Here is a 25,763-nt window from a genome sequence, read left to right on the forward strand (position 1 = left end):
CCTCTACGACGCCTCCGGCGACACCCTGCGCTTCGACAAGGCCGCCGACGGCTCCTTCACCACCCCCAAGGGCTACTCCAAGGAGCTGAAGAAGAGCGCCGACGGCACCTACACCGTCACCAACTGGAAGTCACACACCAAGGACACCTACAACGAGCACGGCACCCTGACCAAGGTCACCGACAAGAACAAGGGCGCCATCACTGTCACCCAGCACGACCAGGGCGACGAGCACAAAGGCTTCAAGCTGACCGAGACCCGCTCCGGCCGCTGGATCGACCTGCTCAAGACCGACGCCTCACAGTGGCAGGCCAAGGACAACTCCGGCCGCACCGCTGTCTTCGACCTCGACCCGGCCGGTAACCTGCACAAGACCACCGACGCCGAAGGCAAGACCACCACCTTCGACTACGACACCTCCCGCCGCCTCACCAAGATCACCACGGCGGAGGGCCGGGTCACCGTCTTCACCTACGACCAAGCCAACCGCGTCACGTCCATGCTGCGGGCCACGGAGCTCAACGGCTCCGGCCACACCGGCCCCACCTGGACCTACGCCTACAGCGCGGACACGCCAACGGCAGCGGGCATGACGACCGTCACCGATCCGGAGAAGCACGCCACGAAGTACGAGCACGACGGCGACGGTCAGGTCACCGACGTCACCGATGCCCTGGGGCACAAGCGGTCCACGAAGTTCGACGCGAACCACAACATCGACACCGCCACCGACGCGATGGGCACCGGTACCACCCCCGGCAACGTGTCCGACTACGGCTTCAGTACTCGCAACAACCTCGAGTCGGTGAAGTCGCCCACTGGCGGGAAGTCGGTCACCAGCTGGCAGACGATCGCCGGTGGCGACAAGCCCAAGGACTCTACGAACGCCGACGGCGAGAAGACCTCGTACACGTACGACACGGCCGGCAACACCAAGTCGGTCGCGCAGACCGGTACCGGCGGAGGCAACGTTTCGTACACCTACAACCCCGCCGAGGCCACGTGCGGCGGTTTTGAGGGCCAGCGGTGCACGGCCGAGACGAAGATGTCCGCCTCGAAGACGGTGACGACGTCCTTCACCTACGACGCCAAGGGCAACCTGCGCAAGGTGACACCGCCCAAGCCGCTGGGGGAGACCACCTACACCTACGACAGCCTGGGCCGCACCGAGACCCTCACCGACGGCCGCGGGGTGAAGAAGGTCTTCACTTACGATCACCTCGACCGCATCAGGACCGTCTCCACCACCCATGACACGGTGCGCTACCACTACGACGGTGACGGCAACCTGCGCCAGCGCGATGACTCCACCGGCACGGTCAAGTACCAGTTCGACCCGCTCCAGCGCGAAACGGTCCGCACCCTCCAGGACGGTTCGCAGACCCTCCTGGCCTATACCCCGGCGGGCAACGTGGACTTCTACCAGGACCCGGCGGGCAAGACCGACTACAGCTGGAACGAGGTCAACAAGCTCAAGGAGTTCAAGGACCCCGCGGGCAAGGTGACGACGTACAAGTACAACCGCAACGACGTGCGCACCGAGACTGCCTACCCCGGCGGCACCGTGCAGACGGTCACCGTCGACAAGTCCGGCCGCCCCGAGAAGATCACCGCCAAGTCGTCCAAGGGCACTCTGGTGGACCTGGCCTACACCTACGGATACGGCACCGACGCCAAGACCGACGGTGCCAAGATCCGCACCAAGACGGACGCGGTGGCGGGCACGAAGACCAGCTACACCTACGACGGCGCGGGACGCTTCTCCTACGCGGCGGAGCACAAGGGCTCCACCCTCAACTCCTCCTGGCAGTACTGCTACGACCTGGCCGGAAACCTCACCAGCCAGGGCACCGAGAAGGGCTGCCCGCGCGGCACCACCTACAGCATCAACGACGCCCAGCAAATCACCTCGAAGAACGACTCCACCGACAACTGGTCCTACGACAAGATCGGCAACGAGACTGCTGGCGCCTCTACCCCGGAGCGCATCCGCACCGCCGAGCAGTACACCGACCACTCCCAGCTCACCTCGCTGACCGTGGGCGGCAAGACCTACACCGGCCAGTACGGTTCCACCGACCAGTCCGAACGCATTCGCCTGGGCGACACCTACTTCCACAACGGCCCCCTCGGCCTGTCCGCCACCTCAACCGGCGGCGTGGACACCGGGTTCAACCGAGAGCCCGGGGGCACACTGAACTCCATGACCACCGGCGGCAAGGCGTACTACTACCTCACCGACGCACTCGGCTCCGTCATCGCGCTGGCCGATGAATCCGGCGCAAAGGTCAACACCTACGCCTACAGCCCCCGCGGTGTCACCCGCGCGGCAACGTTGGAGAAGGTCGCCCAGCCCTACCGCTTCGCCGCCGGCTACCAGGATCCCACCGGCCTCTACCACTACTCCGCCCGCTACTACGATCCCAACATCGGCCGCTTCACCCAACCTGACCCCTCCGGGCAGGAACAAAACCCCTATCTCTACGCCGAAGGCGATCCCGTCAACCGCATTGACCCCAATGGCCTCAAGTCCTGGTCGCTCGGCGGAGAAATCTGCTTCGGGCTGTGCATTGGAGGGGGATATGCAGAAAACGAGGACGGCAGCGAAGGCGGTGGTTTCTTCCGAGTCGGGCTGGGATCTCCCGGAGGGGGATTCAGTGCCGAAATCAACAGCTCCAATATTTCGAAGGGGACAGATGGGTGGGGTTACGCGAATTGCAGTGCTGTAGTCCCCGAGGCGGAAGTGAATCTGGGTAAGAGCGGCCTCAGCTATGGCGCTGGGGCAGGCCTGAACTTCCCTGGGTGCTCCGCTGGAGCCCACGTCCAGTTCTGACCGGCAAGTACCAGGCGGGGGCCGTGCGTACGCGGCGGCCCCCGCCGCTCTGAGAGGATCTGCGGCATGGAGGGGTGGCAGATGTCGACTCCATTCTTGGTTGTCTTCTTCACGGTGTGGGCCTCCATCGCAGTATTTATCGTGTACAAAATCTGGTCGGCCCACAAGCAACGTGACAGGGGAGAGCGGCAGCGAGGTGGGCGGCCTTGAATCACACGTGTCACATCTATCCGTAGGGGAGTCGCTAGATGCATGTATGGATCGGATTGCTTTCAGCTGCCTTCGGAGCATTCCTCGTTTTGTCCGCAAAGAAGCTCGAGCGAACCAATGCCGCTGGCTCAAAAATCTTGTTCGGTGAAAACCGCGGCCGTAAGGCGGCCGGTTTCCAGGTGTGGGTATTCCGTGCGGGTGGCGCTTTGTTCTTTGTGCTGGGCATATTGGTGGCGATAGGAGTCGTCGAGTTGGCGGAAACTCGCTGAGCTGATTCATGAGTGAAGGCGATATCGATCCGCCCGCGCAGCGCGGCCGCACCGTTGCCGAGCAGCTCGCGGTACGCGCGCTCTTCCGCGTCCAGGACCTACTGCGTGAGACCGGCCGCAGCCTGCTCGGTAGTACGTTGGGCAGTGTTTCCCCGCAGACTCGCCCACAGCCCTCATTCAGCCACTACCGCACCAATTACGCCGGGCCCGACCGCCATTACGTCGGCGGTATCGTCATCCGAAAGATCCACCTGGTATAGCGCCCGCACCGTCCAGACCGCTCAGGCCGGGCACAGCAGCACACCCACCACTGCCAGTGGTGACCGTCCCCAGGACGCCCGTGAATCGCGCCGATAATTCTGCCGCTGCCGGACAGTACGACGGCAGCCCCACGAGGTAGCCAGCCCGCCTCGGTCTGCCGCCGCCTCCACAGCCGCGCCACGACCTCCTGCTCCGGGCGCCCGAGCACCGGGTCGGCGGGCAGCACGACCCGCACCGGCACGGGTGCCGGCTCGGGTGCGGCGTCGGAAAGAGCGTCACGGTTCCTACCGTAAGCAGCCGCCGTGCCTCCGCCGAACGCTGGTTCCGATTCGGGCACCTGGCAAATCGATCTCGTTTGTCGGTGCGTGCTCGTATTGTGACGACGTGACCTTCACCTACCACGCTCCGGTTCCCGCCCAGCAGATACGGGAGCTACCGACGCGGGATGTCGCTCTGCTTCTGCTCCAGCATCTGGCGAACGGGAACGGGCGTGCTCTGCAGCTGAACAACATCGTGGGCTCGACGGCGGCCCGCGCCTACGAGGGCGAGCCGGATATCGGCGCGCTCCTCGATGTCCTGGCTGATGCCTGGTCGTGGCTCGAGTCCCGGGCACTGCTCGCCCGGGACCGGACCCAGAACGAAGCCTTCCGCCGGGTCTCGCGCGAAGGAATGGAGCTGGCGAAGAACCCCACCGGTCTGGCGCGGTTCGAGGCGGGCGAACGGCTCTCAGGCCCGTTGCACCCGGCCCTGGAAGGGCCGGTGCGTACTAACTTCCTTCTGGGCGAGTACGAGCTCGCCAGCTTCGCAGCCATGAAGGCAGTCGAAGTCGCGGTCCGTGAAGCCTCCGGACTCGACAACTCCTTGGTCGGAGTGCACCTCATGCGCGCGGCGTTCCAGCCCCACAAGAACGGCAAAGCGGGCGGGCCGCTGGCTGACGCCGAAGCCGAAGGCGGCGAGCAGGAAGCCGCCTCGGCTCTCTTCGCCGGCGCCATGGGCGCGTACAAGAACCCGCCCAGCCATCGGACCGTGAAGTTCGACGACCCGATCGAAGCCGCCGAAATTATCCAGTTCGCTGACCTGCTGCTACGCCAGGTCGACCGGGCCAAACAACGTGCACAGTCACCGCCTGACGCATCATGACAGCCAGGGGGGGGAGAACGGCCGTGCACATCCCGTACGGCTGACCATCTAGGGGAGGATCTACGTGCGTCTCGCAGACATACGGAACACCGTCGAGCAGTCCACCAACGAGGACTGGCATCACATCGGGTGCTGGGGCGGCGGCTCCGGGCCCTCCTTCCACGACAGGTGGGAGCGGTTGGGCACGCTGGGGGCAGATGAGCTGAGCAAGTGGTCCCTAGACCTCGAGTCCCACGGGAACACCCTCGTGAACCGCGAGAACGTCGCGCTCACCATCGCCTGGGGCATCACAGTGAACAAGGGAATGACGCCGGACTGGAACACCTTCCCCAACGACAGGCCGGTGGACTACCAGGTGGGCGACGTCTTCTGGAACGGTGCCCTCGTCGACCGCCACCTGCTCGTCTCGGTCGACGGAGGCCGTGTCATCCTCCCGGTTCCCAAGGCCATCCACGACAAGCGGGAAGGCAAGACCATCGTGGCCCGCTTCGAGGTGACCCGCTTCGAGCGTGCCTTCGCCCGGCTGGTCCACAACGCCGAACCGGGCGAGGACTTCGACCGGTACTACAAGGACGCGGGCTTCGTGACCGTCGACAACCCTGCTTGATCCGTGCGTGGGCGGTGCCGCGATGCGGCACCGCCCGAACCGCATTCACGCAAGCCGTGCGAGCCGTACCCCTACGCCAAGGCGGCGGCCGCTGTCTCCAGTACGGCGCGCTGGCGGGTGTCGATGGGCACGTCGGCCTGGCGCAGCGAGCGAAGCGTGGATCCCTTGGCACACAGCCTGCACAGACCCATCAGCGGGAGCGGACCGGCCCCGATCAGGGGTGCGAGGAAGAGCTCTCGTACACGGGCCGGTAGCAGCCAGGGCACAGGCGGCAGTCCTCGAGTTCGTCCGCCGGCGGCGCGTCCGGACCCAGCAGCGGCACGATCCGCAGGAGGTTCTCCCCGCCTTCCGCCCACAGCCCCATCGGTCGTACCGCGCTCCGCTCGAAGACGACGTCGCCGTCCGGGTCCTCAGGAGTGCGGATCCGGGCCAGCGTGCCGACGCCATTCTCGGGATGGTCGGGCAAGAACGCCAGGATGGTCCTGTGGCCTGGCCCCTCGGTCACGCCGAAGACGTGGCCGTGCCCGGCCGCGAGGGCCGCGCCTACCTCGTTCAGCCCGCCGTCAACGTCGTTCATGCGGTTGGGGATGTAGCGAGCTCGTCGGAAGATGCCCCAGGACTTCGGTCTCGCAACGCTTCGTTCAACCGGTGCTCGTGCCGCTGACAGGGCCCGGTTGATCGTCTGCTGGGTCGCGGTGAGGTCCTGGGTGTGGAAGGCGTCTGATCGGCGTGGTCACCCAGGAGCCGGCCCCGATGTAGGCACGGCCGGCGAGGACGGGAACGCCTTGGCGTTCGCAGATCCGGATGATGCGGTGGGTCGGGCCGCGGTGAGGTCGTAGGTGCGCCCGGGCAGTGCGGGCGAGATCCACAGCAGCTTGCCCGCAGGCTCGGCGATGACCTGCCGGTTCACGCCGTGGCGGCGGTGCTTCTGCGAGAAGTCGGCCCGGCTGTCACCCACCCGGTCGCACTCGGCGAGCGTGCCGTCGAGCAGGATGTGTTGGGGATCCGATTCCCGCAGGGCTCGTAGCAGCCCGGGCGCTCGCCGGGACAGGTGATTGACGACGGCGCTGACGTAGGCGCGGGCGGTGCCGACGGATATGCATAACCCGGCGGCGATCTGCGCGAGGGTGTCGGGCCGGCGAAGGTAGACCAGACCGACGAGAGCACGCTGGTGGGGCAGGAGCTTGCCGCGGCGGTCACCCTCACGGGTGACGGTGAGCATGGTTACCCACTCGACCAGGACGTGAGGCAGGTCGAGTGCGGCACGACAGGAAACCAACGAGGCTCCCACGCTGCTGAGTTGAGACGTCGAACACCTCTCTCAATGGCAGAGGAGCCTCGTGCGTTGCGGAAGACCAGCCCGTCACCCGCCCGGTGACCACTCTGAAAACGCTCAGTGAACCAAGACCAAGGGAAGACTCCGGCGCCTGGCCCTGTCTATCTGCAGCATTATGAAAGCAAGCCGAGGGGGCCGATCCACCTAGAATGACCGGGAGTTACGGCTGTGGCAGGTCGGCTGGGCGCTGAGCCTCGCCTTCGTCGGCGCAGTCCTGGTCGCCGGCAGCATCTTCTACGCTCTGCTGGTACTGCTGGACTTAGAGGGCATCTGTTCTGGGATGCTTTTGTGACTGGCTACGTCGGCGGTCGTTGTACGGTGCGTGAGTTCTCGCCGTCCGTACCGCAGTGATGTGTCCGATGCTAGCTGGGCTCTGATCGAGCCGGTCTTTGCCGCCTGGCGGGCGAGACGGACCGGTCCCGGCACCGGCGGGCCGGGGGCATGACTTGCGGGAGATCGTCAACGCGATCCTGTACATCAACCGCACCGGCATCTCGTGGGCGTACCTGCCCCCCCACGACTTCCCGCCGTGCAAGACCGTCTACGACTACTACGCGAAGTGGGAAGCGGACGGTGCGACCCAGGTGCATGACCTGTTACGTGACAAGACCCGACGAGCCCGCGGCCGCAGTGCCGAGCCGACCGCGGCCGTGATCGACGCTCAGAGCGTGAAGACCTCGACAAACGCGGCCGGGACAGCCAGGGCATCGACGCCGGCAAGAAGATCAATGACGCAAACGGCACCTGATCACGGTCACGCTCGGTCTCGTGCTGGCCGTCGTCATCACCGCCGCGAACGTGCAGGACACCACCTGCGGCAAGCTCCTGCTCAACGACATCGCTGCGAACCAACCAAGCGTGTCCAAGGTCTGGGCCGACGGCGGATACCAGAACAGCGTCTTCAACCACGGCGCCCTCCTCGGCATCGACGTGGAGGTCGTGCAGCGACCTCAAGCGAAGGGGTTCGAGCCTCTGCCAAAACGATGGGTGATCGAGCGGACATTCGGCTGGCTGATGCAGCACCACCGCCTGGCCCGGGACTACGAAGCCCTACCCCAGAGATCTCGAGCAATGATCCACTGGGCGATGGCTAACAATATGTCCCGCAAACTGACGGGAGAATCCACGCCAACCTGGCGAATCGAAACGAACATGACCGCCACAACGACCTGAACGTTGACCAGATTCCCTCTAAGGGGTTTTCAGCGGGGAGGACGAGGGATCGTGCAGGCTGCTGTTCCGGCGGGCATGCGGTGCCGGTTCACGGCCACCCATCGGTAGATCTGGCGCGCAAGCAGGCTGACGACAGGAAGCCGCAGGCACGCTGCCACCCCGCGGTAACGACGGGCCTGAGATGAGCCAAGGAAGCGAGCCAGAGCGGCCGAGCCACCGCAGAGTGCCCTGTCTGCGTCGAGCAGAAGGACTTCTTCGTCCAAGCGGTCAAGGTGGGGTCGTGTCAAAGGCTCGGGGAGGGACTGCCAGGGTGTGGCGAGCATGCGGGGGCGGGCGCGCATGCGGATCTGCTGGATGGCGGCCTGGCAGAAGGCGCAGTCACCGTCGAAGACCAGTATGGGGCGCGGTGCGGTGGCATGGCGCTGGGACGTTTCGTCCACGGAGCGGGGGATCCCTTTCGTTGAGGGCGTAGGGGCGCAAGGAGCACAGTGTGGTTGGCAGTCACACCTGGCATGCTCCGGACGATCTCGGACATGTGCGAGGCCAGGTTCCCGGTCATAGCCCGGGCCACCTCGCCTCACGTCTTTCGGCAGCCCGGCCGGCTCCCGATATGATTCTTCGAGCTATTACGTCCAGTCCGGCAGGCGCCGCTGGTAAAAATAGTCTCCCTGCTTCGCGGCGGTGATAGCAGGGGCGGTTGAATTGCCAGCCCCCACCAGGACGTGCAGGTAGATGCTGTTGACCAGGTGGTGCTACTGGGCGTTCCGTGGTGCGTGACAGGCACTCAGCCCGACACTCGTCTGCCGTCAAAGCGTGCACAATCGCATTTCGATGTTCACTTCTTAACGTACAGCGAAGTGAGCATCTGCCATAAGTCGGTGGGCTTCACCACTTCTGTGTGGCAGATGAACTCCTTCCATTCTCCCCGCCTGATCCCGAGCTCTCCGCTTTTGCGGCAATCTTCTTCGGGCCAGAAGAAATAGGACACCTCATGGGTGAATCCTGACGGTGGCTGCCAGTCTGCTGCGCCGTCAGTTACCAACTCGCCCGCTTGCTGTGCACTGGACACCTTGGCCGCCCCGGAGGGGTAAGCCTGTACGCCGCTTTGACTGGCTGCCACAAGCGTGAGCCCGAGGGCGATTCCGGTAATCGCGGATACTCTCTTTGTCTGCATCTTCACTCCCTATACCGGTAGTTTTAGATTTGCTGCGGCCGAGTCTGAGGAAGACGTCTTCTCGGCGAGCAGGATTTTTAGCACGCAATGAGCTTGGCGTGCATGTTCCCACTCGCGCGAGGGGTGCTCCACTACCTCGTGCACCTAATCGTCCAGCTGGTGACTCGCTTCAGTGGACGCTACACAAACCTTTCCCCGCTGGGAACCAGAGTCATACCCGTGGCTTGATGGATACACTGAATGACTTATTCCGCCCAGTCGTGGAAAGGGTGCGTGAGAGCAATGCGGGATAGATGTCTGCGCGAGAGTGATATTTCAGCCGTCACCGCTAGGGCAAATTTACGTTGCGTTATTGAACGTACTGTGCAGTGAGATGTCCCGGAGGTCACGCTATAGCGCGCATACGTTGGAACAAGTAGTCGCACACCGTCACCGGCGAGCTGACCGCCCGCCCGGGCGAGGCCGCTGCCCCCTGCGGCCGGGGATGGACAGGCCCGGGGGCCCGCCGTGGCCGACTGCGGCACAACTCCGGCTGACCGTCGCGCACTTGGAGGCTGAAAGCAGTCGGTGCAACTCGCCTCATTGTTATGGCTGTTTGGTAACAATCGAATGAGGAGGGGTGAGTTCATGACCGCGACGAGTGATGCCACGCGAGACCGCACCGGGTGGCCATTGGGACAGATCGCACTGGGTGCGGCACCATGGCTGGTGGCGGCGGTGGTGCCGTGGGTGGTGCTGCTGGTGCTGCATGACCGAATGCCCGCTGAAGTGATCTCACACACGGGGTTCGATGGCCCGGACGGCTTCATTGCCGCACCGAACTTCCTGGCCATCGTGACCCTTTTCTTCCTGTTCCAGGGCGCGGTGTTCGTCCCAGCACTGATCAAGGGCGCGCAGACGAACGGTCAGTACCTGCTCGCCGCCGCCGTGTGCTGGGGGTTTGCTGCGGGTGAGGCGTACCTGCTCGCCGTGGACCTGCACGCCAACGCCCGCGGAAGTCACTTAAGCCACGCTCAGCTGCTGCAGGCGTACGACCCCAACTGGGCCCTGCACGGACCGGTCACCGCTGTTCTCGCGGTAGTGGCCGGTGCGGCAGGTGTGCTGATGGCGCGGAAGGCAGTGCCCCAATGACGACCCGCGAGATGTGGTCCCGGGCCGCCGGGCCCTCCTGGTGCCTGCCCGCTGCCGGGGTCATCCTCCTGGGTGTCGTCCTCCTGGCGATCGCCAACGGCCTGATGTGGTGGATGTGGGCTCCCGTCTTCTTCGCCGTCTGCACCGCAGGCTGCGGACTGGTACGGATCAGCGTGGACGCCGGCGGCGTACGCGTGGCCTGCGGCCCGGTGCCAGTACGTACGGTGGCGCTGGAAAAGATCGACAAGGCAGAGGCGGGTTACGCCAGACTGATGGACATGGGCGGCTTCGGATACCGCATCATGCCGGGGCGGCACGCCCTGGCGCTGCGCCCGGGCGACGCGCTGTGGCTGACACTGACCAGCGGCCGGGAGTTCGTCATCACCGTGGATGACGCCGCCTCCGCCGCCTCATTGGTCAATCGGTTGCGGAAGAAGGGCTGAAGGGGTGCTGGTGGAGATCAACCCGGCCTCCAAGGAGACCATCGGCGAGCAGATCGCCGCGCAAATCCGCGGTCACCTGGTTTCCGGCCGACTGCGTACTGGCGACCGACTGCCTCCCGCCCGGGACCTAGCCCGCTTGCTGCAGATCTCGTTCCACACCGTGCTGCGGGGGTACCAGGCCCTGGCCACAGAGGGCCTGATCGAGCTGCGCCGCGGGCGCGGAGCGATTGTCATCCGGGAGATCGACCAGGGGCGTGCGCGATTGGAGGCGATGGCACGGGAGTTCGCTCGTCTCTCCCGTTCCTTGGGAACGGGCCGGGACGAAGCGCTGGCACTGATCGCGTCCCACTGGGACTGACGGCGACCCGTAGGAAGGGATGCGGGACGGCTGCACCGACATTCCCGGCTGCCCCGCACCTGCCCTGCCGGTACAACTGCCCGCCTGTCAGGGCAGCGCTACCGTCTTGTCCGGCGCTGACGTGTCCGACTGTTCTTGCGCCTGTTCGACCTGTTCTGCCTGCGGGGTCTCGGCCCGCTCAGGCTCGGTCTGCCGCCCTTCCTTGGTACGGCGGCGGATGTGCGAACCGAGCGGCATGCACAGCACCGTGATCCCCGCGGCCATGGCGAGCGCAAAGGACCACAGACCCATCACCGAGGCGATGCCCAGATGGAAGAGGAATCCGGACCACATCGCCCAGTACCGGTAGCGCTGCGGCAGCAACAGCGCCACCGCCAAGGTCAGTTCGATGAACAGTGGGACCCATGTCATCAGCGCCACACCCACGGGCGTCGCCACGATCGGATCGGTCAGCCACGACAGCCAGGGCGCGGCGCCGAAGTTCAGGTCATGCGCCCAGTACCACAGAGCGGTTCCGTCGGCCCATTCCGCGTGCGGAAGCTTCGCCGCCGCCTGGAAGTAGATGACCGACATCTGGAGGCGCAGCATCACCAGCGACGACAGGCCCAGCAGCGCCCACACCCGCTGCCCCCCGGCGCCGGTGGCAGTCGGCGGTTCGTTCCAGTGCCAGCGCCGCGCATCACCCAAGGCGGGCAGCACAAACAGCACCGAGAGAATCAGCGCTACCTGATCGCCGCCGTCGTTGATAGCGATCCCGGAAAACACTGAGTAATTGATGTAGGCGTGTGGCAGCGCCGTCAGGCGTGGGCGCCAGCCGGAGGCGGCGATCAGCAGCACCGCAACGCAGCCGTACATGATCCACGTCAGCCCGGAGTACGAGTCTTTCGCGGCGCAGAACGCCGAGGCGGACAGCACCCCGTTACACGGCGGGTAGTCGCCAAGGGTCGCGACGGGACGGAAGAGGGTCTCGGCGCTGGAGAAGATCAGCATCCCCGCCGTGCCGAGTGCGGCGAGGGTGCGGGCGAGGCCGTAGACGTTGGTCCACGGCAGCCGCAGCATGCGGTCTGCACTCACTCGCAGGTCACATCCCATACGGCCGCCCGCTCCACGCTGTGGCTGCCTTCCATCAGGTCACGCCAGGCGAAGGGAACAGGCTTCATCTCCACCAGCGCGGCGCGTCCACACAGCGACGGCGCCGGCGAGGTGTTCGTCACCGGCTTGGACAGCTTCGCGTCTTCCAGACACTCCTCCGCCGAGAAAGCCTCAGAGCAGTCGTTCCAGCGGATGCCATCCTTGCGGACCATCAGCGCCCCCTCGATGCCCTGCGAGCGCGAGGCCCGGTCCAGGCCGAAGGCGTTCGACGGCTTCGCGTGCGGCGATATCCGCGCATCGGCCCAGGTGCCGTCGGCGAGCTGCCGGAAGGGCACATGCACCGGCTCACGGGGCGACTTGGTGAAGAACGCCCAGCCTTGCGGGGCCACGGCCAGGGCCACCTGACGGGCCTTCTTCTGTCCGGGCAACTTGATCACGTTCGGTGGGAGAAACGCCTGGGCCACGTAGAGGGCCGCCAGCGCCCACACCGCGGCGACGAAGACGATCCAGCGGCGAAGTGTGCGGGATCTCGGGGCGGGGATGTCGGCCCGCCAGGGGAAATCAGGGAGAGGCATAGCAGTCCAGGGAGGCGAAGGTGTCATGGCACGGCGGGCCGCCCCCAATCAGCGCGTGGAAGCCGGCGCTGTCGTCGCTGATCCGTAGCTTGGCCACCTGGATTCCGTCCTGGTCAACCAGGGCTATGTCGTGGTGCCCCTCCGCCCAGTCGATGCCGCAGAAAATCTTGCTCAACCCTGTACCTCCGTATGAATCTGCAGGTCAGTCCCACGCGGAGCACGCGGCGCTCTAAAGAAGTGCTCCAGGCACGCCATCTCATGAGCCGTTCGTGTCTTCAGCGACCGACAGGGACCTCGGTCTGCTGGAGAGCTCATGGGCTCGCGAACTGCTGAGAGGTGGCCCCTGTCGGCGGGCTGAGGACATGAAAGCCGGTGATATCCGAGCTCCTGCCGGGCGGGACCGGTCTTAGACGAGAGATCAAGGTCCCGGAACTACCGAAGGTCTCCGCCCGGCAGGGCAAGGCGCGAGGCGGAGCCAGTCTGACAACGGGGATCCAGTCCCGGAACGGCAGCAGGCTTCCACCTCGCATGGCACCCCTTGCACTCACACGCTTCGAGGCCACCGATGACCTATTAGAACTACCGGTACTCCACCAACCACCAGGTCATCATCGACGCCGACACCCGCCTTGTCGTTGTGGTCGGCCGGCCGCTCGCCGGGAACCGCAACGACTGCAAGGCATGGGAAGAATCCGGCGCGAAGGCCGCCGTCGACATGACCGTGACGATCGCCGACGGCGGCTACCCGGGAACCGGACTCGTCATCCCGCACCGCCGCGAGCGCGGCCAGGCCGAACTCCCGGACTGGAAGGAGGAACACAACAAGGCCCACAAGCAGGTCCGCGCTCGCGTGGAACACGTCTTCGCCCGCATGAAGACCTGGAAGATCCTCCGCGACTGCCGCCTCAAAGGCGACGGCGTTCACCACGCCATGAGGTTGGTCGCCGGTCCATCTCGAGGCGGGTGCCCGGGGAGACCAAGTAACGGTAACCCATCTCGGCCTGACCGCTCCGCGTGTGCATGCCTCGGAGCTGCTGGCCTCCAGGTCCTCGGCAGGGACTGCGCCGCCATCACCGACCTGGTGGCTACCGTCCCAGGCGGCTTGGAGGATGCAAGAGGCGGGCCCCGAGCACTCCTGAAAACCCTGACCGCGTGCTTGAACACCACCATGACACGACGGCTGGGGGGTGAGTGTGCGCACCGTCTTTTACCGGATCAGCCGTCTGCCCGCGCATTGAGGTGCACCGTGAGCCCGTGGGCAAGCGTGTGGTGGCGGCGGTCGTGTTGGCCGACGACGCGATCGGGGCCTGGTCGGCCGCTCGATCTGACAAGGACGGGTGATGCCGCTGACGCTTCGGTGACCACGTGCGTAGTCCCGCAGAGGCCAACTGGCGTGCGCGATCCAGGCGGAGCTCCGCGCAACGGCCCAGCGGGCGGGGCAGGACGAGGAAGCCGAAGGACGGCTCGTCGGCCCGGCGGCCTTTGCCTGTCATGGATACCTGCCCTACCCGTCAGACGACCGGGCACGGAGTTGAGGCTGTCGGCCGAGAAGTTCGGCCAGGCCCTGACGGGTGGCGGCGAGAACCACGCGGTCTTGGGGGCGCAGGACGTAGCCGGGATGGAGGTCCCATATGAGTCCAGCGGGGCGGTCGACGCCGTAGCGCAGCGGGGTGGCGGAGAGGTCGGGTATCCGGTCGTCCGGTTCTGTGGTGTCCAGGGCGAGGACGCGCCAGGCGCCGGCCCGGAACGACTCGGCGATGGTGCGCCCTTCGAGGTCGGGGTGCCCGGCGACGTCCAGAGCGGCAAAGACCAGCATGCGGCGTTCGACCGGGATGGCCCCAAGGATCTGGCGGCCCATCATGGCTCCGGCGAAGGCCGGGGCGGCGAGGGTAGAGACGCTGCGGCTGCGGGTGAGTGCGCGGGGGTGGGCGGCGCGCAGGGTGCGGTGGACGGCGGCGGCGAACTCGTCGTCGTACAGTCGCAGTGCCACCCGCAGGTCGGGCTTGACGGAGCGCGCGTACAGGGCGGCTTCCAGGTTCGTGGTGTCGATGCTGGTGAGGGCGAGCAGGGCGTGCGCGCGGTGGACCTTAGCGGCCTCCAGGACACCTTCCTGCGTGACGTCGCCGATGATGGTGGGCACCCGCAGGCGGCGGGCGGCCGGGATGCCGCGTGCTTCGGGGTCTTCCTCCACGCACACCACGGGGATGCCGAGTTCGTTTAGGCGGGTGAGTACCCGGGTGCCGATCTTTCCGAGGCCGAGGAGGACGACGTGACCGGACAGTCCGCGCGGCGGGCGGCGCAGCGCGGAGGCGGTACGGAAGGTGCCGAGCGCCTCCAGGACTGCGGCGAGCAGCACGGGAAGGAACAGCAGCCCGGCCAGCCCAGCGAGGATTTGTAGCACCTGGCGGATGGTGGGCTCACCGATCGCCGGATCGTTGATCGCGAAGAGGTCGAGCAGGGTGAGGTAGGCGGCGTGCAGTGGATGCTTCTGCTCGCTGGTCAGCCAGGTCGCGACGGCCAGGGCCAGCACGCACGCCATGAGCCCGGCCAGGGACCAGCACAGTCGGCGTGAGAACAGGGACCCGAGCGGCGCCCCGCGCCCGGCCAGTCTCCTCGGTGCGGAAGCGGCGCCCGAGTGCGTGACCGTTTCCAGGACCACGGTGCCGTGGCCCGTGCTCGCGGCCACAGTGTCGTCGTCGGGCAGCAGCAGCGGCCCTTCGCGGCCGCTGGCATCTGATCCTTCCGCACCCGCCGGGTCGTTAGTGGTCGAGGACAGCAGCGCGAGGGTGCACAGGCCCGGATCGGCTGTCTCGCCGTGGGCGGGCGGAGTGCGCTCGACGGCGCGCAGCAGCAGTCCGTCGGCCTGGATGACCTTGCTGGTACCCGCGACCGCGGTGGCCGCGAGCGCCGGGGCGGCGGTGTCCGCGTCGGACAGGACGGTGGTGGAGGAGTCCAGGGCTTCCGGGTCGAGGCCGGGGACGGCGAGGACGGCGGCCTGGTCGAGGAGTTCCTCTAGGTGCTGTCCGAGCTTGCGGTTGTAGAGCCGGATGACCAGCCGCAGCCGGGGGTTGAGGCGGCGGGCGGCCAGCGCGGAGCGGATGTTGGTCTCGTCGTCGTCATGGACCAGTGCCAGCGCGGCGGCCTGGCGTATACCCGCCTCGGCCAGTACGGCGACGGTGAGTTCGGGCGCCTCAATCACCTGCGGAGCGTCCGAAGCCCCGTCGGCGGCAGGGCCGGCCGTACGGTTCACGACGGCCTGTACCCGGCCGAACATCGTCGCGGCACGCGCCGCTCCGTCAGGACTGGTCCGCTGCGAGGCCGGGACGACGAGCGTGACCGGCTTCCGGTGCACCGCCGTGAGCTCGGCGGCCAGCCGCTCGGCGAGTGCGTCGTCACCGCACACGATCATGTGTCCCGGGTGGGGGGCTCTGCGCGTCGGCTGCGGGAACAGGACCATGTCGCCCGTGACCTCCTGGTCAGGATGCCGGTCGCCTGGTAGCGACAATCCGTGTGCGTGAAGACGAGTCGTCCGGCTGGCATTGTGTCGTGCCGGACCGTCAGCATCCGGCAGCGCGGTATCTACCCGGTCATCTGCTATCCCCCGTGAGTTCACGGATTCTGAAGGGTGCTCCGGATGAACCTACGGATGGCTCTGGGAACTTGGCTTGCATGGGCCTGCTGTCGGAGTGCTCGTCGAAGCCCAGCTGGGTACATGCGAACATGCTCACTGCGTCGTACACGACGACTGTGCCGGGGTCACCCGGCCATCAGTTGATCGGCGGAGTGGGGGCCGTCGACCTACGGCTTTGGCGGTACGGCTGGTGCGGGCAGGGCGAGTACGCGCGCGAGGGCAGCGGTTACGGGGGTGAAGTGGTCGGGTAGGTACCGAGACACCCAGTCAGTGGCCAATGCAAGGAAGTCGGTCAAGTCATGCTCGGCGTTGTCGAGCAGGTGGCGGAGTTCGGTGACGGACAGCTCGATCGCCGGGCTGTCGCTCTGCTCGGCGTCGACGGTCAGCCGGACGGTGTCGGCGAGGCGCTCGGCGAATGGATCGGGGTCGTGGCCAAAGAAGGCTCGGCCGCTGCCGTCGACGACCTCGCGCCAGTCACGCCAGTCCTCCAGCCCATTGCAGCAGCCGGGTAGGAAGGTGACGCCTGTGGAGCTGTCCGTGACCCGCATGCCACCGGCCGCGAAGAGGTTGTCGAAGGTCAGCAGTCCGTGCAGAAACGATCCGAGCGGGTCGGTGGGCCGAGGCGGCCGGTCGGCATGTTCAGGGTCGATGTCGTTGCAGCCGGCAATGCGCATCACCGCTGTGCCGACCTCGGCGGGGGCGAGCTCACCGCTGAGTGACAGGTAGCTGAACGACTCGATTTCGGCGACGGGCCAGAGGGCAAAGTCATCAGGGGGATAGATCTCCAGGACGGGCTGCATCACGATCACCTGGGAAGTGTTCCGCATCCCCGGCCCATATCGCCTCCCGATTACGCCGAGCATTCACGCACCAACAAGCCTGCAGAGGGCTGGAGGCTGGGCATCTTCCGTGGCTCTGGCGCTGATCTTGTGACGGCCGCAGTCGGCGGGCGTTAGGGATGCCCGGTGGTGGTCGAGGATGATGCGGGGATGACTGATCAGGGTCCCGCCGTGATTCCGGCGCTGGTGTTCGATGGGGAGCGCGTACCCGTGCTCGTCGGCGGCTCGGTGACAGCCAGGCGCTTCACGGTGGGGGGTGCCGGCGTCGTCATAGGCCCGGCGGGGATGGTGATCATCACGGAAGCGAGTGACGCACCCGCCAGGAGCGGTGTGTGGAGCGCTGAGGGGGTCCGTCTGATCGGGCCCGCACCGGCACCAGTCACAGAGCGGCTGATGGGGTCGCCCTGGGGCGTGGACGAAAGTTCGTTGCCGATCCACATCGCGGTCCGCCTCGGAGAAGAGGTCCTGTACCTGGGCACCGCCCAGGTGAGCCAGGCCGGCACATCCGACGGCGTTCTCACCAACTGTAAATTGCGCCTTGAAGCACCCTTGAACAGAGAACTCCTCAACCGAGTGCGCCCACCACTTCCACCCGTGGACTTGCCGGGCCTGGGGTGGCTCAGGCATGTGAACGGTGACCGTGCGGCAGCGCTGGAACAGTTCGTCACCGGCTGGTACCCCGCCGCAGGCGCCACCGAATCACCATCCTGCTCTCCCTCACGCTTGCCTGGTGGACTGAGGCAGCTATACCGGCTCGCACAGCAGCGTCCGGGTGCCCTCGGAACCCAGAACAGCATCCTGCCCGAGCCAGACCTGCACACCGACCATCTCGGGGAGATGCTCGTCTTCGGCGTCGAGAACCAAGGAGGCTTCTTCTGGTCACTCCTGTGGACGCTTGACGGGCCTGAGGCCGATCCGACTGTCTGGTTCCGTGAATTCGACGAGGAGCCGATCGCCGAACAGGAACCGCTCAGCGGCTTCCTGATCCAGTTCTCCCTCTTCGAGGCTTCCATGGGCGCCGACTACCTGGCCCTGCCCAACAAACTCAGGGCACCACAGGTCGAGCAACTCACCCAAGCACTGCACCTTGTGCCCCTGCGTCCCTTCTGGCCCTGGGCACTCACCCACTTCTACGTGGCCCCCGGCCTCGTCGTGCGTGTCAGCAGCGAGGGCGGCGTAGAATTCGATGTCTGGGTCGGCGCCACCCACCGAAGCGCCCTGGACCCGCTGGCCGACCTCCCTGTCGACTGGACCCGCTTCGATGGCTGACCGTCACAAGATCAGCGGCAGAGTCCTTTCGTAGCACCTCCCTGAGCACATACAGATGTACGCCGGCAACTGCGGTTCAAGAGGTGCGCAAATTCTGTTCGGCGGCCGAGCTGGCGACGGCGGACGTGTAACGGAGGCTGGTTTTGGCGCCGAGGGAGAAGACGTGCGCGAGGTGAAGGGGGTCGGCGCCGTTGGTGAGGGCCTCTGTCGCAGACGACGGACATTGCACCACCGTCGCCGGCCTCATCCTGCACAAGCTGGGCCGCATCCCAAGCGCCCCGGGAACCCGCATCCTGGCAGGCGAGAGCATCCTCGAAGTCACCGTGGCCGACCGCAACGCCATCATCGAGGTACGCATCAGCCAAGCCACCCGCCATCCAAGCCACCCCGACCAGAGCCCCATCGCAGACGAACCCCCGGTCGATCCTGACGGCACGGACCGATGACGAGACCGATCGACCGGACCCGTGGCCCCATCGGACGGTGCCTAGACCTGAGGGCGGCAGGGTGGCCATTACCAGCACATGCTCTCGACCAGCCCGGCTACAACTGATGAGCTGTCCTTGCCCGCGGATCGGGCCTGCTTGCCTGGTACGCCGACGACGGGGTCACCGCGCCGGGCAATCACGGAAAGCTGGCTGTCATCATCCTGGTGGCCAGTTCCACTCGGGAGCGTTTACGCCTGTACGGCGGAAGATCCGGGTGAGTCGCCTTGCCACGCGGCACTCGCTCAAGTCGAGCGACGCGGCCAACGGTTGCTACCCGTACCTTGAGCGGAGGTGCGGCGTGCTGTCCGACTTCCGCGAGCGTCTCACCCAGGACAACCGCGCCGACCGTCTTCTCGACCTGGCGCTCGCGCGCCAAGAAGCCCCCGGGCCGTGAACTCGACCTCGGACAACAGACGTTCAACAAGGTAGCCCGGCTCCTGGGCGGGTGTGCGGCATGGTCGGCGCCTTCACCGTCCTCGAGGGCCTCGCCGCCTTCTCGCGCTACATTTTGGACGGCGCCTCCACTGCCGGACAGGCGGGATTCGGCCTGCCTGGACCGCGGCGGCATCACTGACCGGGCAGACCGGCACTCTGAACCCCCGTACGTGGCCTGTTTCTGGCACTCCTTCCCTGGAACCAGTCCCGCCGACGACATCTGGGTCCGCCATGGCTTCACCGCACCGGCATGTGGATCTCACCCCGGCAGCGCCGATGGGTGGTACTGCTGACCAACGGGTTCTACTACACCCGTGACCGGCAGTCCTCGATCGACGTCCGCGACGCCTTGCGCGCACTCGCCTTCAGCTGAGGCAGCGGCACCAGCAGGTAGCCCTCTCGTGAACTCGGTTCATAGCGCGGGGCGTTAGCGCTGCGTCCGGCCATTCGGCCCTCGACGGCGCCCCCGTTGGCCGATTCCGGACGCTCGCTAGGGTGTCATCAACAGCTGTGCGAAGAAGCACCCAAAGCAGACAGGGGGCAGTCGTGGGCACGCCACGCCTGAGCAGTACGCCGTTGCCCGGGATCGGGGTCCGCTACGACCTGACCACACGGGAACAGCGCCGCCTGTCGGTGGTCGCACATCGCGACGGAACACGGACTCTAAGCACGTACCGGAAGGACGACCCGGACGCGTGCGCGCTGTCCGTACGGCTCACCGCGGGCGAGTCGGACGCACTGATCGACGCGATGATGCCGGAGCACCACAGCCCGAACCTGCTGTCCACCACTGAACTGGGGCTGGTGGCCGAGCGGATCGAGCTGCCGTCTGTCTCGTACTGGAACGGACGGCTGCTGGGCGAGACCCGGATGCGCACCGAGACCGGCGTGTCGATCGTGGCGGTGCTGCGGCGCGCCGAGGCGTTTCCCTCGCCGACGCCAAACTTCCGGCTGGCCGGCGGCGACACCCTCATCATGATCGGCACCCGCGAGGGCGTCGAGGCGGCGGCGGCGATACTCGGAAGGGAGTGACACGGTGCACTCCTCGGCCATCTTCCTGATCGAGTTCGGGGCGATCATCCTGGGCCTGGGCCTGGGGCTGTTGGGCCGGTTCGCCGGGCGCTTCCAATTCTCCCCGATTCCGCTGTACCTGCTAGGGTCCGTCTCTCCGATCATGAGCGGAGCCAGATGAGGAGTGCGGCGGCGGTAACGGTGCCAAGGAATACGTATCCGCGCTTGTCGTAACGGGTAGCGACGGCTCGGAACTGCTTGATTTTGTTGATCGCCCGCTCGACGGTGTTCCTGGCTTTGTACCGGATCCTGTCGAAGTCGGCTGGACGGCCGCCGCGTGAACCCCTCCGCAGGCGGGCTGATTTGGTGTCGCTCTTCTCCGGGATGACGTGTCGGATGCCTCGTCGCCGTAGATAGGAGCGGATTACCCCGTTGCTGTATGCCTTGTCGGCGCCGACGCTGTCCGGTCGGCGCCTCGGCCTGCCCGTGCCGAGCCGGGGGACGCGGATCTTGTCCATGACCGCCTCAAACTGGGTGCAGTCCGCCCGCTGGCCAGGCGTGACGATCAGGGAAAGCGGGCGGCACTTACCGTCCGCGCTCAGGTGAAGCTTGCAGGTCAGCCCGCCACGGGAGCGGCCAAGGGCTTCGCCCGCTGCACCTCCTCCGCCGGGAACGGGCACAAGCGCACGTGCGCGCGCACGTGAACTGGTCTCTGTGCGGCCCCCTTTGGGGCACACCGGGCGGTGCTGGCGGTGGGCCCTTCGGGGCTCCGGCGGCGTGCTGGTGGGCGCGGATCGAGGTGGAGTCGATGTTGATGTCCCAGTCGATGCCGCCCTCGGCGTCAGCGACGGCCTGGACGTGCTGGAGCAGCCTCTCCCAGGTGCCGTCCGCCGACCACAGCATGTGGCGTTTGTGAACCGTCTGCCAAGGGCCGAAGCGTGCGGGCAGTTCGCGCCACTGACAGCCGGTACTGAGCCGGTGGATGATTCCGTTGATCACCTGGCGGTGGTCCCGCCATCGGCCGCACCGGCTGTTGCTCTTGGGCAGCAGCGGCTCCAGCACCGCCCACTCGTCGTCCGTGAGGTTCCCCCTGCTGAGCATGACCAGAACAACGATCTGACCGATCGAAGAGGTACGCCCTTCCGTGAGCGAAAGTCCCCGGTCAGCGGCCCGGAAATGAGTTGCCCAGGCTGCGGAGCAGTTGTTACGGTCACGCTGGCGCGAGAGACGCGTGATCAGCGGGACAGGGAGGTTGATGAATATGGCTGCCGTCGGCCGTCTTCAGCATGCCCTCGTCCGGCCCGCGCAATAGCAGAGCGCGGCCCGGGTCGTTCCAACGACCAGGAGAGACACGTGTCTTCCTCTTCTTCACCCGCCCACACCGACGTGATCACCAAGCGCCTGATCCTGCGGCCCTGGACCACGAACGAGGCCACCGCGGTCCTCGACGACGCCAGGCCCACGCACTGGGCGGGCGACTTTCCAGCCGAAGGTGACCGTGTGATCGCGGGCCTCTTCGAGCAGCACCCCGCATGGCTCGACGCATACGGCCACCGTCTGATCATCGAGCGCGAGAGTGGTTTGGTGGTGGGCTCGATCGGCCTGTTCTGGCCGCCCAGCGAAGGCGTCCTGGAAATCGGATATGGCATCGTGGCCTCCCGCCGCGGCCGGGGCTATGCCCCCGAGGCCACCCAGGCCCTGGCAGAGTTCGCCCTCACTGCACCTGTGGTTCACACCGTGTCCGCCGATGTGGAACTGTCCAACCCGTCCTCGGTCCGCGTGCTGGAGAAGGCCGGCTTCCATCGGTGGGCCACCGAAGAGAACGCGGGGAACACGGCCCGGTTCAGGATCACGAGGCCAGACCGCTCACGACGATGATCCCCAGGGCCCTGGAGGCGATGCCTCCAGGGCCCATCGTGGTGGCGGAGCCACGAGACAACCAGTGTGATCGGAGAGACAGAACCTAGCCGGGTTCGCCTTTGGCGAGGGCGGGCTGCTGCCGCTGGGCACCAGCGAGGAGTTTGTCGCGATCGGCGCCGAGATCGGCGTGATCTTGCTGCTGCTCATGCTGGGCCTGGAGTACACGGCCAGCGACCTGGTCTCCAGCCTCAAGACCCAGTATCCGGCGGGCCTCGTGGACGCCGCACTGAACGCGCTGCCTGGGGCTGCGATGGCGCTGCTGCTCGGCTGGGGCCCGGTGGCCGCGTGGTCCTGGCCGGGGTGACCTGGATCTCCTCTTCGGGTGTGATCGCGAAGGTCCTCGGCGACCTGGGCCGGCTCGGCAACCGCGAGACCGCGGTGATCCTGAGCATCTTGGTCCTCGAAGACCTGTCCATGGCCGTCTACCTGCCGATCATCACCGCGCTGCTGGCCGGTGCCGGTCTGGCGGCGGGCAGCGTCACGCTCGCCGTCGCGCTCGGCGCCGCCGGACTCGCCCTGGTAGGGCCCGGTTGTGCCGGCGCGGGTCACAGGGGTCTGACCGGCCAGTCGAGCAGGCGGGCGCCGATGACCGCGGTCTGCAGGGTGTAGCGGTCGGTGGGGTCGGTGGGGTCGATGCCGGTCAGCGTGCGGGTGCGGTCCAGCCGGTAGGTGAGCGCGCGCACGCTGAGCGACAGTCGCCGGGCCGCCGCGGCTGCTACGCAGCCGGTGTCGAAGTATGCGGTGAGGGTGTCGAGCAGGGGCTGGGCTCCGCCGCGTGCCTGTTGCAGCGGCCCCAGAGTGTTGCGCACCAGGTCCACCAGCGCCTGCCGATCACGGGCAAGGACGGGGAAGACCAGCAGGTCGGCCGCGCGGAGCAGCGGCTCGTCGAAGCCCATGCGCTGGGCCACGTCCAAGGCGTTGAGGGCCTCTTCGTAGCTGTGTCCGATGCCGACCGCGCCCGGCCTGGGCCGGCCGATGGCGACCTGGGCTCGGCCGGTGGCGGCGTAGGCGTGCTTGGCGAAGTGGGTGAGGACGTCGTCCTGGTCACTGGGGGCGATGCACACCATCCGGCCGTCCTTCGTGGTGAACAGGATGCGGCGGTTCTCGAAGCGTGTGAACACTTCGCTCTCCACTTGCCGGGGCACGGGGTCGGTCTCGTCGTACTTCTCTGGCCCCTCGGCCACGGCGACCGCGTGGGCCCGGGACAGACGCAGTCCGAACCGTTCCGAGCACGCGGCGAGATGCCCATGGTCGCCGCTCCCGTGGAGCAGGTCGTCGATGAACTCCCGGCGGGCCGCTTCCTCCTTGCGGACGACGAGTTTCTGCGCGCGCTCGTAACCGTCGGCGAAGGCATCCATGGCCTGTGCGAGGACGGTGAGGGCGCTCTCCGGGGCTGCCGCTTGTGGCCAGTTGTCGCGGCCGGCTTCGAGATGAGCGTGTACCAGGGTGCGCCAGCCGTGTCCGGCCTCGGCGGCCTGTGCACCGAGGGCGCGGCGGGAGCGGATCTCGTCGCGGGTCAGGCGGCGGCTCGTGGTGGCGGCGTCCGTCAGGATCCGCACGAACCCGTTGAGGAACGCTTCCGGTGCGGCCTGAACAGTCATATTTCTTCCCTTCGGTTCGGAAAGGGCCGGGCGCGTGTCCGCGCAGAGCCGCACGGCAGGCCGAGCCCCGCCTGGCATTACGCACGGACGCCTTGTTCCTGCGTGCTCAGCGGTTCGCCTGCACGGTCTCGGCAGGCTCGGCGACCACGGGTGTATCGAGGGCCGGGGGCGTTGAGCGGCGGGTGATGCGGCGGGCGAGGGGTTCGGTCCAGCGGGCGGTGAGCGGGCCGATGATGACGAGGATCAGGACGTAGGCGGTGGCCAGCGGTCCGATGCGCAGCTCGACGCCGACGGCGAGGCCGGCGATGACGATGGAGAACTCGCCGCGCGCCACGAGGGTGCCACCGGCCCGCCAGCGCCCCGCGCTTCCGACGCCGGCTCGGCGTGCCGCGTACCAGCCGGTGGCGATCTTCGTGAACGTGGTGATGACGGCGAGGATCAGCGCGGGGACAAGGACGGGCGGGATGTCCGCAGGGTCGGTGCTCAGGCCGAAGAAGACGAAGAAGACGGCGGCGAACAGGTCACGCAGCGGGGTGAGCAGGGTGCTGGCACCCTCGGCGACCTCACCGGACAGGGCGATGCCGACGAGGAAGGCACCGACGGCGGCGGAGACCTGGAGTTCCTGGGCGATACCGGCGACCAGGAGGGTGAGGCCGAGGACGACCAGAAGGAGCATTTCGGCGTTGTCGGAGGAGACCGCGCGGCTGATCAGGCGGCCGTGGCGCAGGGCGAGGTAGAGGACGGCGCCGACGGTGCCGAGCGAGATCAGCAGGGTGACTGTGCCGCCGGCCAGACTCACCCCTGCGAGCAAGGCCGTGAGGATGGGCAGGTAGACGGCCATGGCCAGGTCTTCGATGACCAGCACGCCCAGGACGACGGGGGTTTCGCGGTTGCCGAGGCGGCCGAGGTCGCCGAGGACCTTGGCGATGACGCCAGAGGAGGAGATCCAGGTGACGCCGGCCAGGGCGACAGCAGCGACCGGTCCCCAGCCCAGGATGAGTGCGGCGGCCGCGCCCGGCACGGCATTGAGGACGAAGTCGACGGCGCCGGAGGGGTATTGGGTCTTGAGGTTGGTGACGAGTTCGGAGGCGCTGTACTCCAGGCCGAGCAGCAGCAACAGGAGGATGACGCCGATCTCGGCACCGGTCGCGGTGAATTCCTCGCTGGCATCGAGCGGAAGGAAGCCGCCGTGGCCGAAGGCGAGTCCGGCGAGCAGGTATAGGGGTATAGGGGAGAAGCCCACACGTCCTGCGAGGCGTCCGAGGAGCCCCAGGGCGAGGATGACGGCCCCGAGCTCGATGAGCATGGCAGTGGTGTTATGCACGGGCTTTTATCCTCCGGTGATGAGTTCGGCGACGGCGTCCACGCCTTCTCGGGTTCCGACGACGACGAGGGTGTCGCCGATGGCGAAGCGGAAATCGGGGGTGGGCGACGGGACGGCGGCAGTGCGGCGCAGGACAGCGACGATGGACGCCCCGGTGCGGGACCGCGCCTGGGTGGCGCCGAGTGTGCGACCCGCGTACGGCGACCGCTTGGTGACGGGGATGTGCTCGGTGACCAGGTCGATCTCGATGTGCTGGTGCAGGTGGGCGACCGGGTCAGGGGTGAGCAGCTTGGCCAGCGCCGTTGCCTCGTGGGGCGCGAGGGGGGCTGCATCCTTGCAGCTGTCGTCGTCCTCGGGGTCGTGGAAGGCCAAGATGCGCCGCCCGTCCTGGTGCACGACGACCGAAAGATGCGGGCCGGCATCGGTCTGAAGGTCGTAGCGAGTGCCGACCCCGGGCAGGGCGGTTTTGCTGACGTGAGCTGTGTGTTCCATGGCGTGCTCCAGAAGGGCGCGTTACGGACGTGCGGGTGACAGGGTCAGTGGCTCGATCCGGGCCGTGGCGGTGCGTGGGGCAGCGTCAGCCCGACAGGAAATCTGCATCGCTCAACCGAGACCGGCCCAGCCCACTGGCCTCCGTGTGCCG

Annotated in this window: 25 protein-coding genes and 6 pseudogenes; 18 read left to right on the forward strand and 13 right to left on the reverse strand. The window is 66.9% G+C overall.

Annotated features, from left to right (window positions below):
* From ACZ6JY_RS39075 to ACZ6JY_RS39095, 5 genes are all read left to right on the forward strand, one after another.
* Positions 1-2,833 (forward strand): RHS repeat-associated core domain-containing protein (locus ACZ6JY_RS39075; protein WP_469204103.1); only part of this gene is annotated, 2,833 nt, incomplete at its 5' end.
* Between the two features lie 248 nt (positions 2,834-3,081).
* Positions 3,082-3,312, forward strand: coding sequence for a hypothetical protein (locus tag ACZ6JY_RS39080; protein WP_469204105.1), 231 nt, complete (start codon positions 3,082-3,084; stop codon positions 3,310-3,312).
* A gap of 8 nt (positions 3,313-3,320) precedes the next feature.
* Positions 3,321-3,572 carry a hypothetical protein gene (locus tag ACZ6JY_RS39085; RefSeq protein ID WP_469204107.1) on the forward strand — a complete coding sequence of 84 codons (252 nt, stop codon included), beginning with the start codon at positions 3,321-3,323 and terminating at the stop codon, positions 3,570-3,572.
* A 385-nt stretch (positions 3,573-3,957) separates the two neighbouring features.
* Positions 3,958-4,713 carry a TIGR02391 family protein gene (locus tag ACZ6JY_RS39090; protein ID WP_469204109.1) on the forward strand — a complete coding sequence of 252 codons (756 nt, stop codon included), beginning with the start codon at positions 3,958-3,960 and terminating at the stop codon, positions 4,711-4,713.
* A 64-nt stretch (positions 4,714-4,777) separates the two neighbouring features.
* The gene (locus ACZ6JY_RS39095; protein WP_469204111.1) at positions 4,778-5,320 is read left to right on the forward strand and encodes a hypothetical protein; all 543 of its coding nucleotides are present in this window, start codon (positions 4,778-4,780) and stop codon (positions 5,318-5,320) included.
* A gap of 214 nt (positions 5,321-5,534) precedes the next feature.
* Here ACZ6JY_RS39095 and ACZ6JY_RS39100 read toward each other — a convergent pair whose 3' ends face one another.
* Together ACZ6JY_RS39100 and ACZ6JY_RS39105 are read right to left on the reverse strand one after the other, a co-directional pair.
* Entirely contained in the window at positions 5,535-5,897 is a 363-nt protein-coding gene (locus ACZ6JY_RS39100; RefSeq protein ID WP_469204113.1) for a hypothetical protein, read from the reverse strand.
* A 156-nt stretch (positions 5,898-6,053) separates the two neighbouring features.
* Entirely contained in the window at positions 6,054-6,542 is a 489-nt protein-coding gene (locus ACZ6JY_RS39105) for a transposase family protein (RefSeq protein WP_469204115.1), read from the reverse strand.
* Positions 6,543-6,978: 436 nt separating this feature from the next.
* Here ACZ6JY_RS39105 and ACZ6JY_RS39110 point away from each other — a divergent pair.
* Positions 6,979-7,829 (forward strand): annotated as a pseudogene (locus ACZ6JY_RS39110) (IS5 family transposase).
* A gap of 29 nt (positions 7,830-7,858) precedes the next feature.
* On the opposite strand, the gene ACZ6JY_RS39115 reads toward ACZ6JY_RS39110, so the two are convergent.
* Positions 7,859-8,410, reverse strand: coding sequence for a thiol-disulfide oxidoreductase DCC family protein (locus ACZ6JY_RS39115; RefSeq protein WP_469204118.1), 552 nt, complete (start codon positions 8,408-8,410; stop codon positions 7,859-7,861).
* 254 nt (positions 8,411-8,664) lie between these two features.
* Positions 8,665-9,003 (reverse strand): hypothetical protein, encoded by a 339-nt coding sequence (locus tag ACZ6JY_RS39120; RefSeq protein WP_469204120.1) that lies wholly within the window; start codon positions 9,001-9,003, stop codon positions 8,665-8,667.
* A gap of 627 nt (positions 9,004-9,630) precedes the next feature.
* On the opposite strand from ACZ6JY_RS39120, the gene ACZ6JY_RS39125 reads away from it, so the two are divergent.
* The 3 genes from ACZ6JY_RS39125 to ACZ6JY_RS39135 are packed head-to-tail and all read left to right on the forward strand — an operon-like array spanning position 9,631 to position 10,935.
* Positions 9,631-10,134, forward strand: coding sequence for a hypothetical protein (locus tag ACZ6JY_RS39125; protein WP_469204122.1), 504 nt, complete (start codon positions 9,631-9,633; stop codon positions 10,132-10,134).
* Positions 10,131-10,577, forward strand: coding sequence for a hypothetical protein (locus tag ACZ6JY_RS39130; protein ID WP_469204124.1), 447 nt, complete (start codon positions 10,131-10,133; stop codon positions 10,575-10,577). Before ACZ6JY_RS39125 ends, ACZ6JY_RS39130 begins: the two co-directional genes overlap by 4 nt.
* 4 nt (positions 10,578-10,581) lie before the next feature.
* The gene (locus ACZ6JY_RS39135) at positions 10,582-10,935 is read left to right on the forward strand and encodes a GntR family transcriptional regulator (RefSeq protein ID WP_469204126.1); all 354 of its coding nucleotides are present in this window, start codon (positions 10,582-10,584) and stop codon (positions 10,933-10,935) included.
* A gap of 87 nt (positions 10,936-11,022) precedes the next feature.
* On the opposite strand, the gene ACZ6JY_RS39140 is transcribed toward ACZ6JY_RS39135, so the two are convergent.
* The 3 genes and pseudogenes from ACZ6JY_RS39140 to ACZ6JY_RS39150 form a co-directional block, all read right to left on the reverse strand.
* Complete coding sequence (locus ACZ6JY_RS39140; protein ID WP_469204127.1) at positions 11,023-11,994, reverse strand: sporulation-delaying protein SdpB family protein; 972 nt, start codon at positions 11,992-11,994, stop codon at positions 11,023-11,025.
* 11 nt (positions 11,995-12,005) lie between these two features.
* Positions 12,006-12,515, reverse strand: coding sequence for an SdpA family antimicrobial peptide system protein (locus ACZ6JY_RS39145; RefSeq protein ID WP_469204129.1), 510 nt, complete (start codon positions 12,513-12,515; stop codon positions 12,006-12,008).
* 133 nt (positions 12,516-12,648) lie between these two features.
* Positions 12,649-12,777: pseudogene (locus ACZ6JY_RS39150) on the reverse strand (IS110 family transposase); the annotation flags it as partial.
* A gap of 402 nt (positions 12,778-13,179) precedes the next feature.
* Here ACZ6JY_RS39150 and ACZ6JY_RS39155 point away from each other — a divergent pair.
* A pseudogene (locus ACZ6JY_RS39155) lies at positions 13,180-13,548 on the forward strand (transposase); the annotation flags it as partial.
* 558 nt (positions 13,549-14,106) lie between these two features.
* Here the strand turns inward: ACZ6JY_RS39155 and ACZ6JY_RS39160 are convergent.
* Both ACZ6JY_RS39160 and ACZ6JY_RS39165 read right to left on the reverse strand, forming a co-directional pair.
* Positions 14,107-16,059 (reverse strand): NAD-binding protein, encoded by a 1,953-nt coding sequence (locus tag ACZ6JY_RS39160; protein WP_469204131.1) that lies wholly within the window; start codon positions 16,057-16,059, stop codon positions 14,107-14,109.
* A gap of 341 nt (positions 16,060-16,400) precedes the next feature.
* Positions 16,401-17,033: a hypothetical protein gene (locus ACZ6JY_RS39165; protein WP_469204209.1), complete on the reverse strand. Its 633-nt coding sequence runs from the start codon at positions 17,031-17,033 to the stop codon at positions 16,401-16,403.
* 165 nt (positions 17,034-17,198) lie between these two features.
* Between ACZ6JY_RS39165 and ACZ6JY_RS39170 the strand changes: the two genes are divergently transcribed.
* The 6 genes and pseudogenes from ACZ6JY_RS39170 to ACZ6JY_RS39195 all read left to right on the forward strand — a co-directional run.
* A complete protein-coding gene (locus ACZ6JY_RS39170) occupies positions 17,199-18,341 on the forward strand; it encodes a hypothetical protein (RefSeq protein WP_469204133.1) in 1,143 nt (380 codons plus the stop codon).
* Positions 18,342-18,535: 194 nt separating this feature from the next.
* Entirely contained in the window at positions 18,536-18,787 is a 252-nt protein-coding gene (locus tag ACZ6JY_RS39175) for a transporter associated domain-containing protein (RefSeq protein WP_469204135.1), read from the forward strand.
* 256 nt (positions 18,788-19,043) lie between these two features.
* Positions 19,044-19,223, forward strand: coding sequence for a hypothetical protein (locus tag ACZ6JY_RS39180; RefSeq protein WP_469204137.1), 180 nt, complete (start codon positions 19,044-19,046; stop codon positions 19,221-19,223).
* Between the two features lie 291 nt (positions 19,224-19,514).
* Positions 19,515-19,637 (forward strand): hypothetical protein, encoded by a 123-nt coding sequence (locus tag ACZ6JY_RS39185; protein WP_469204139.1) that lies wholly within the window; start codon positions 19,515-19,517, stop codon positions 19,635-19,637.
* Between the two features lie 173 nt (positions 19,638-19,810).
* Positions 19,811-20,296 carry a cation:proton antiporter regulatory subunit gene (locus ACZ6JY_RS39190; RefSeq protein WP_469204141.1) on the forward strand — a complete coding sequence of 162 codons (486 nt, stop codon included), beginning with the start codon at positions 19,811-19,813 and terminating at the stop codon, positions 20,294-20,296.
* A gap of 4 nt (positions 20,297-20,300) precedes the next feature.
* Positions 20,301-20,432: pseudogene (locus ACZ6JY_RS39195) on the forward strand (cation:proton antiporter); the annotation flags it as partial.
* Positions 20,433-20,436: 4 nt separating this feature from the next.
* Here the strand turns inward: ACZ6JY_RS39195 and ACZ6JY_RS39200 are convergent.
* Positions 20,437-21,376, reverse strand: a pseudogene (locus ACZ6JY_RS39200) (IS5 family transposase).
* Between the two features lie 252 nt (positions 21,377-21,628).
* On the opposite strand from ACZ6JY_RS39200, the gene ACZ6JY_RS39205 reads away from it, so the two are divergent.
* Together ACZ6JY_RS39205 and ACZ6JY_RS39210 are read left to right on the forward strand one after the other, a co-directional pair.
* On the forward strand, positions 21,629-22,153 hold the full coding sequence (locus tag ACZ6JY_RS39205) for a GNAT family N-acetyltransferase (RefSeq protein WP_469204143.1): 525 nt from the start codon (positions 21,629-21,631) through the stop codon (positions 22,151-22,153).
* 85 nt (positions 22,154-22,238) lie between these two features.
* Positions 22,239-22,717 (forward strand): annotated as a pseudogene (locus tag ACZ6JY_RS39210) (cation:proton antiporter domain-containing protein); the annotation flags it as partial.
* A 23-nt stretch (positions 22,718-22,740) separates the two neighbouring features.
* On the opposite strand, the gene ACZ6JY_RS39215 reads toward ACZ6JY_RS39210, so the two are convergent.
* The 3 genes from ACZ6JY_RS39215 to ACZ6JY_RS39225 all read right to left on the reverse strand — a co-directional run bounded on the left by ACZ6JY_RS39215 (position 22,741) and on the right by ACZ6JY_RS39225 (position 25,612).
* On the reverse strand, positions 22,741-23,796 hold the full coding sequence (locus ACZ6JY_RS39215) for a PucR family transcriptional regulator (protein ID WP_469204145.1): 1,056 nt from the start codon (positions 23,794-23,796) through the stop codon (positions 22,741-22,743).
* A gap of 106 nt (positions 23,797-23,902) precedes the next feature.
* Complete coding sequence (locus ACZ6JY_RS39220; protein WP_469204147.1) at positions 23,903-25,120, reverse strand: cation:proton antiporter; 1,218 nt, start codon at positions 25,118-25,120, stop codon at positions 23,903-23,905.
* Positions 25,121-25,126: 6 nt separating this feature from the next.
* On the reverse strand, positions 25,127-25,612 hold the full coding sequence (locus ACZ6JY_RS39225; protein WP_469204149.1) for a cation:proton antiporter regulatory subunit: 486 nt from the start codon (positions 25,610-25,612) through the stop codon (positions 25,127-25,129).
* Between the last annotated feature and the right edge of the window lie 151 nt (positions 25,613-25,763).

The organism is Streptomyces sp. NPDC046335 (assembly GCF_055587985.1).

Bases quoted from the DNA above. Each gene is read 5' to 3' on its own strand.
- ACZ6JY_RS39080 (WP_469204105.1), top strand. From the start codon at position 3,082: ATGCATGTATGGATCGGATTGCTTTCAGCTGCCTTCGGAGCATTCCTC.
- ACZ6JY_RS39085 (WP_469204107.1), top strand. From the start codon at position 3,321: ATGAGTGAAGGCGATATCGATCCGCCCGCGCAGCGCGGCCGCACCGTT.
- ACZ6JY_RS39100 (WP_469204113.1), bottom strand. From the start codon at position 5,897: ATGAACGACGTTGACGGCGGGCTGAACGAGGTAGGCGCGGCCCTCGCG.
- ACZ6JY_RS39105 (WP_469204115.1), bottom strand. From the start codon at position 6,542: ATGCTCACCGTCACCCGTGAGGGTGACCGCCGCGGCAAGCTCCTGCCC.
- ACZ6JY_RS39120 (WP_469204120.1), bottom strand. From the start codon at position 9,003: ATGCAGACAAAGAGAGTATCCGCGATTACCGGAATCGCCCTCGGGCTC.
- ACZ6JY_RS39125 (WP_469204122.1), top strand. From the start codon at position 9,631: ATGACCGCGACGAGTGATGCCACGCGAGACCGCACCGGGTGGCCATTG.
- ACZ6JY_RS39130 (WP_469204124.1), top strand. From the start codon at position 10,131: ATGACGACCCGCGAGATGTGGTCCCGGGCCGCCGGGCCCTCCTGGTGC.
- ACZ6JY_RS39140 (WP_469204127.1), bottom strand. From the start codon at position 11,994: ATGCTGCGGCTGCCGTGGACCAACGTCTACGGCCTCGCCCGCACCCTC.
- ACZ6JY_RS39160 (WP_469204131.1), bottom strand. From the start codon at position 16,059: ATGGTCCTGTTCCCGCAGCCGACGCGCAGAGCCCCCCACCCGGGACAC.
- ACZ6JY_RS39165 (WP_469204209.1), bottom strand. From the start codon at position 17,033: ATGCAGCCCGTCCTGGAGATCTATCCCCCTGATGACTTTGCCCTCTGG.
- ACZ6JY_RS39185 (WP_469204139.1), top strand. From the start codon at position 19,515: ATGTGGATCTCACCCCGGCAGCGCCGATGGGTGGTACTGCTGACCAAC.
- ACZ6JY_RS39215 (WP_469204145.1), bottom strand. From the start codon at position 23,796: ATGACTGTTCAGGCCGCACCGGAAGCGTTCCTCAACGGGTTCGTGCGG.
- ACZ6JY_RS39225 (WP_469204149.1), bottom strand. From the start codon at position 25,612: ATGGAACACACAGCTCACGTCAGCAAAACCGCCCTGCCCGGGGTCGGC.